7 protein-coding genes are annotated in these 6,026 nt (G+C 54.2%); all 7 read left to right on the forward strand.

Annotated elements, in window-relative coordinates:
* Positions 1 to 6 precede the first annotated feature (6 nt).
* Genes IWX87_RS17030 through IWX87_RS17060 form a run of 7 tightly spaced genes read left to right on the forward strand, consistent with a single transcriptional unit; the run spans position 7 to position 5,981 of the window.
* Positions 7 to 1,239, forward strand: a complete 1,233-nt coding sequence (locus tag IWX87_RS17030; RefSeq protein ID WP_196864707.1) for an urea ABC transporter substrate-binding protein — start codon at positions 7 to 9, stop codon at positions 1,237 to 1,239.
* A gap of 16 nt (positions 1,240 to 1,255) precedes the next feature.
* Positions 1,256 to 2,122, forward strand: a complete 867-nt coding sequence (locus IWX87_RS17035) for a branched-chain amino acid ABC transporter permease (protein WP_196864708.1) — start codon at positions 1,256 to 1,258, stop codon at positions 2,120 to 2,122.
* Between the two features lie 25 nt (positions 2,123 to 2,147).
* Positions 2,148 to 3,218, forward strand: coding sequence for a branched-chain amino acid ABC transporter permease (locus IWX87_RS17040; protein WP_196864709.1), 1,071 nt, complete (start codon positions 2,148 to 2,150; stop codon positions 3,216 to 3,218).
* The gene (locus IWX87_RS17045; protein ID WP_196864710.1) at positions 3,215 to 3,937 is read left to right on the forward strand and encodes an ABC transporter ATP-binding protein; all 723 of its coding nucleotides are present in this window, start codon (positions 3,215 to 3,217) and stop codon (positions 3,935 to 3,937) included. Before IWX87_RS17040 ends, IWX87_RS17045 begins: the two co-directional genes overlap by 4 nt.
* On the forward strand, positions 3,927 to 4,637 hold the full coding sequence (locus IWX87_RS17050; protein WP_196864711.1) for an ABC transporter ATP-binding protein: 711 nt from the start codon (positions 3,927 to 3,929) through the stop codon (positions 4,635 to 4,637). The genes IWX87_RS17045 and IWX87_RS17050 overlap by 11 nt, the downstream gene beginning before the upstream one ends.
* Positions 4,638 to 4,654: 17 nt before the next feature.
* On the forward strand, positions 4,655 to 5,647 hold the full coding sequence (locus tag IWX87_RS17055) for an acetamidase/formamidase family protein (RefSeq protein ID WP_196864712.1): 993 nt from the start codon (positions 4,655 to 4,657) through the stop codon (positions 5,645 to 5,647).
* A 37-nt stretch (positions 5,648 to 5,684) separates the two neighbouring features.
* Positions 5,685 to 5,981 (forward strand): SDR family NAD(P)-dependent oxidoreductase, encoded by a 297-nt coding sequence (locus tag IWX87_RS17060; protein ID WP_196864713.1) that lies wholly within the window; start codon positions 5,685 to 5,687, stop codon positions 5,979 to 5,981.
* Positions 5,982 to 6,026: the final 45 nt, after the last annotated feature.

Genomic DNA, 6,026 nt, shown 5'->3' on the forward strand with positions numbered 1-6,026 from the left:
ACCATTATGAAATTCTGCAACACGTTTTTTTCAGTCGCTGCGATACTGACTGTGGTGGGTATTTCGTCTACTGCACTGGCTGCAGATCCTTTGAAGATTGGCCTGATGGAAGACGTCTCGGGCGATCTGGCCTTTATGGGCCTGCCCAAGATGCATGGATCGCAACTTGCGGTGGAAGAGATCAATAAGGCGGGCGGTGTGATGGGTCGTCCGCTGGAACTTATTCACCTCGACCCCCAGGGCGGCAACGCGCGATATCAGGAATTTACGCGGCGCTTGCTGAACAAGGACAAGGTCGACGTTCTGATCGGCGGCATCACATCGGCGGCGCGTGAGGCGATCCGGCCGATCGTTAATCGGACGCAGACCCCTTACTTCTATACCAACCAGTACGAAGGCGGCGTCTGCGATGCGAACATGATCAGCATGGGTGCAGTGCCCGAGCAGCAGTTCTCAACCCTTATTCCTTACATGGTTGAGAAGTTCGGCAAGAAAGTTTATGTGGTCGCAGCCAATTACAACTTCGGCCAGATATCCGCCGAATGGAACCGGTCAATCCTGAAGGATGTGGGCGGCACGATCGTCGGTGAGGAGTTCATTCCATTGGGCGTATCGCAGTTTGCACAGACTATCCAGAACATCCAAAAGGCCAAGCCCGACTGGCTGCTGATGCTCAACGTGGGCGCAGCACAAGATTCATTCTTCGAGCAGGCGACGGCAGCCAAGCTGAACCTGCCAATGGGCTCATCTGTGAAAGTAATGCTTGGCTACGAGCACAAGCGTTTTGCGTCCCCTGCGCTGAATCAGATGAATGTGACAGCCAACTGGTTCGAAGAAATTGACACCGCGCCGGCTAACGATTTCAAGAAGCGCTGGCATGCCAAATTTCCGGATGAGCCGTACATCAATGACGCGGGTTATAACGCGTACTCCGCAATTTATATGTACAAAATGCTGGTTGAGAAAGCCAAGTCAACTAAGTTGGCGGACCTGCGTCAGGTTATTGCAACAGGTGAAGCATGCATTGACGCCGCCGAGGGGCAAGTTTGTATCGATCCTAAAAGTCAGCACACCTCACATCAGATGCGCTTGATTGCGGTCGATGACAAGCATAAGGTAAACGTGCTCAAGAACTATGGCCTGATCCAGCCCTACTGGCTTGGGCAAGTCGGTTGCGACCTGACGAAGAAGAACGCTAAAAAGCAATATACGCCGTCAGACTTTCCCAAGAAATCCTAAAGAAAGGTAGCGCCAGGTGCTCGCCGAAATATTCTCCTACGTTTATCAGTTTGCCGACGTCTTTGCTTTTCTGATTCTGGCGGCAGCGGGGTTGGCAATTATTTTTGGAATGATGGGTGTCATCAACATGGCGCATGGCGAATTCATCATGTGTGGTGCATATGTGACCGTTTCGCTTGTGCATGCAGGCCTACCGCTGCCAATTGCACAGGCTTGCGGGACGATTGCGGCCGGTGCCATTGGCGTGCTGGTTGAATGGAGCCTAGTGCGCAAGCTTTACAAACGGCCACTGGATTCCCTGCTGGCCACATGGGGCCTGAGCCTCATGGTCACGCAGGGGATGTTGATCATCTTCGGTTCGTCACTCCCGGGTATCGGCACGCCAGATGGCAGTTTCTCAATCGGCATCTACACATATTCGAACTACCGCATGGTGTTGTTCGGCTGCGCTGTGGCTGTGCTGGCCTTCATCTACGTCATCTTTATGAAGACCCGCTTTGGCGTGCATGCACGGGCCACCATGCAGAACGCGTCGATTGCGCAGGCAACTGGCGTAAAAGTAGGCAACGTCTACGCGCTGAGCTTCGGCATTGGTGCTGCTCTTGCCGGCTTCTGTGGTGCGATGTATGCACCGACCATGACGCTGATTCCGACCATGGGGGCCACATTTCTTATTGAAAGCTTTGTTACCGTGGTGGTAGGTGGCGCGAATGTCCTACTCGGCACTGCACCAGCTGGCATCCTACTGGCTATCGTTCGAACCGGACTCAACGGATGGGGCGGACAGATTGTCGGACAGATCGGCATGCTTCTCGCAGTGATTATTGTCATTCGAATCCTCCCCGAAGGTTTGTCGGGCTGGTTCGCCCGCAGGACTCGATAAATTGCTACTGACCTAAAAGTTTCTCATGTTCAAACTTATCAATGGCCCGCAGACACTTGGCACTAGCCGATTTTTTTGGATGAGTTTTATGGCAGTGCTGACCGTCATGCTTATCTACCCCCTATTTGCTGATGCTTACAGCGTCGGCAACATGGCCTATTTGCTGCTCTGGGTCTTTATGGCCATGGGGCTTTGCCTTGTGTGGGGCTATGGCGGCATGCTGTCATTTGGACAAACCCTTTTCTTCGGTATAGGCGGTTATGCTTATGGCGTTTTGGCGATTAACCTTGGCGGTGAAGCCGGCACAACGGTTTTAGCGTTGCTGGCCGCGTTGCTGGTCGCCGGAGCGGTGGCCGCAATACTGGGCTACTTTATGATCTGGGGCCAGATCGGCGGCGTATTTTTCGGCATTGTGACGTTGTCAGCGGCACTGGTCCTTGCTTTTTTTCTTGGTCAAACGGCCGGACCTGAATGGCACATCGGATTGGCGCGATTGAACGGGTTCAACGGAATGGGCGGTATGGCGTCGCTCAATATTCCCTGGGTCGGCGACGATCCACTTATCTTTGAAGGCTTACCGCTATATTACTTGGTAGTCAGTCTGTTATTGGTGGTTTACCTAAGCTTGCGAATTTTTCTCAACTCACGCTTCGGCAACGTCATAGTGGCTATTCGGGAAGACCCACAGCGTGCCGAACTGCTGGGCTACGACGTACGCAAATACCAGCTCGCAACATTTGTTATCGGCTCGATGCTAGCCGGGTTGAGCGGTGTGCTTTACACCTCGTGGGGCCAGTTCATCACGCCTGCCAGTGTTGGTCTTCCCGCCGCAGCCATGCCGATTGTCTGGGTAGCGTTTTCGGGACGAAGCGACATAACGGCGACCCTGGTCGGTACTTTTTTGGTGCTGTGGGTGTTTCAAATTCTTACGATTTACAGCCAGCAAGCCGCACTGCTTTTAATGGGGACCATGTTGCTGTGCACCGTCATGGTCGCGCCCCAGGGTTTTGTTATCGGTGTGGTGCAGTCGATCAAGCGCGTCTTTGCTTTTCGCAGCAAGCAAGGTGCCCAAGTGGCTGATGAGGGGAAGGCATGAGCGCGCTATTGCAGACAACTCGACTGTCGAAAAAATTTGGCGGTCATGCAGCGGTGTCGGAGGTTGATTTAACGGTGAAGAATGGGGAAATCCATTGTCTGATCGGACCCAATGGCGCCGGCAAGAGCACGCTCTTTAAGTTAGTCGTTGGTACGCACGAACCTACGTCTGGCCGTATTGAATTCATGGGTAAGGACGTGACGCACGAGCGACCGTACCAGCGAGTCAAGCAGGGGATGAGCATCAAGATGCAGGCGCCGAGCGTTTTTAAGGAGTTGCCCGTGCGGCAGAATCTTCACATTGCGTTGCAACATCATGTGCGCGGTGCCGATTTGGCGCGCGAGGAAGATCGGTTGCTTGAACTACTCGACCTTACGGGTGAGGCGACAAAGCTGGCCGGCGTGTTAGCACACGGACAGCAGCAATGGCTTGAAATTGGCATGGCAATAGCGCTCAAGCCTGTGCTCCTGTTGATGGACGAACCGACAGCAGGCCTCTCACCGGAGGAAACCTTCAAAACCGGTGAGCTGATCCAGAAGCTCAATACCGAAGGCATGACTATGTTGGTGGTCGAGCACGATATGGCGTTCATTCGCCAGATCGCACATCGCGTCACTGTGCTGCATTTCGGCAATGTATTTGCCGAGGGTTCAATCAACGACATTATCTCGGACGCGCGCGTGGCCGAAATCTACCTTGGCAAAACCCATGAACACTGAAGTCGTTCTTGAAGTTCAGGGCTTGCGGGCTGCATATGGCGAGACCCCGATTCTGCAGGGCGTTGATCTCACCGTCGGAAAAGGCGAGATCATTGCGTTGATCGGGCGCAATGGCGTTGGCAAGACGACGACGATGCGCTGCCTGATTGGTCTCTTGCGGACGCGAGGCGGCAGTATTCGCCTGCTCGGGCACGACATCACGTCGTTGTCGAGCGATGCGCGTGCCCGACGCGGCATTGGCTACGTGCCACAAGGACGCGAGGTGTTCGCGCGCATGACGGTAGCCGAAAACTTGATGGTTGGTGAATTGGTTGGCGGTCGCGATAGTAAGAAGCAGCCCGAGCTGGTGTACCAATACTTTCCGCGCCTGGCAGAACGCCGGACTCAACTCGCTGGCACCATGTCGGGTGGTGAGCAACAGCAGCTGGCTATCGGCCGTGCGCTGGTTGGAAACCCTGCGCTGATGCTGCTCGACGAGCCCTCGGAAGGCATTCAGCCATCAATCGTGCAATTGATCTGCAACGTGCTGAGAACGATCCGCAAAGACCTTGGGACGACGATTCTGTTCGTTGAGCAGAACCTAGATACCATCCTTGACATGGGCGAGCGCGCCTATGTGATGGAGAAGGGGCGCATTGTCGGCAACATTGACGCGGATCACATGAATGCCGCAAGCGTGCGCAGTCATTTGATGATCTAACTCAAGGAAAAAAGAACATGTACTGGCTTTCACAATCAATCATGCACACACGTGGACTGGCCCGTGGTGCCGTTGGCACAACACACGAACTCAATGAGACTCGCCAGGGCGTGTTTCACTACACCATCGGGCCTTACTCAGAGCCCGTGATGCATATTGCACCGGGGGACCGCGTGATTGTGGATACCCGTGATGCATTTGACGGGAAAATTCAAACGGAGCAAGACCTGCCAAGCGCCAAGTTGCGTGTCCCCTTTTTGAATCCGCAAAACGGCCCTATCATGATTGAGGGCGCAGAGAAAGGCGATGTTGTCGCGGTCTACATTGAGTCCATGCTGCCGCGCGGCCCCAACCCACGCGGTACCTGTTGCTTGATCCCGCGTTTTGGTGCCCTCACGGGAACTGACTTCACGGCGATGCTGAACGACCCATTGCCTGAAATTACACGCAAGATCGACCTTGATGAAGAGGGCGTGTACTGGAGCCGACGCGTCACTTTACCCTATCGACCGCACATCGGAACGTTAAGTCTGTCACCTGAAATCGACTCGATCAATTCCCTCACACCAGACAACCACGGCGGCAACATGGACGTGCCCGATATGGGGCCGGGCAGCATCACGTATTTGCCGGTGCGCTCACCGGGTGCGCGCCTGTTTATTGGTGACGCCCATGCCTGCCAGGGTGATGGCGAAGTTTGCGGCACCGCCGTTGAATACGCCAGTCGCACTACCATTCATGTCGACCTCATTAAAAACTGGGAGATCAACTGGCCCCGGCTCGAAACCGAACACCAGATCATGGTCATCGGCAGTGCCCGACCCCTGGAAGATGCCACACGTATTGCCTACCATGAACTTGTCATGTGGATGGCCAAAGAGTACGACTACGATAAATGGGATGCTTACATGATGCTTAGCCAATGCGGCAAGGTCCGGCTTGGCAACTTCGTCGACCCTAAATACTCGGTTGCAGCAGGCGTTGAAAAGAAATACTTGGCCATGCCCTAACTCTCGTTTTATTCAATATTAAAAAAAGGACTACACCATGGATTTGGGACTTAAAGGCCTCAGGGCAGTCGTTACCGGCGGAACCAAAGGCATTGGCCGCACCATCGTTGAAACCTTATTGAAAGAGGGCGCGCAGGTCGCCTTTTGCGCTCGCAATTATGAAGAGGTGGCGGCCACCGAAGCCGAATTCTCACGCTATGGCGTAAAGGTGTTGGGTCGTTCAGTCGATGTAGGCGATGGCCCGACGCTTGCAGCTTTCGTGGCCGAGGCGCAGCTGGCATTGGGCATTTCGTTATACACAACTCCGGCAAAATTCCCCTCAAGAAAGATTTGAAGGAAAACGATGGGCTGGGCAGGCACTGAATTTGAGACGATAGAC

The sequence above is a fragment of the Polaromonas sp. CG_9.7 genome (assembly GCF_015752205.1).
Lineage (GTDB): Bacteria > Pseudomonadota > Gammaproteobacteria > Burkholderiales > Burkholderiaceae_C > Polaromonas.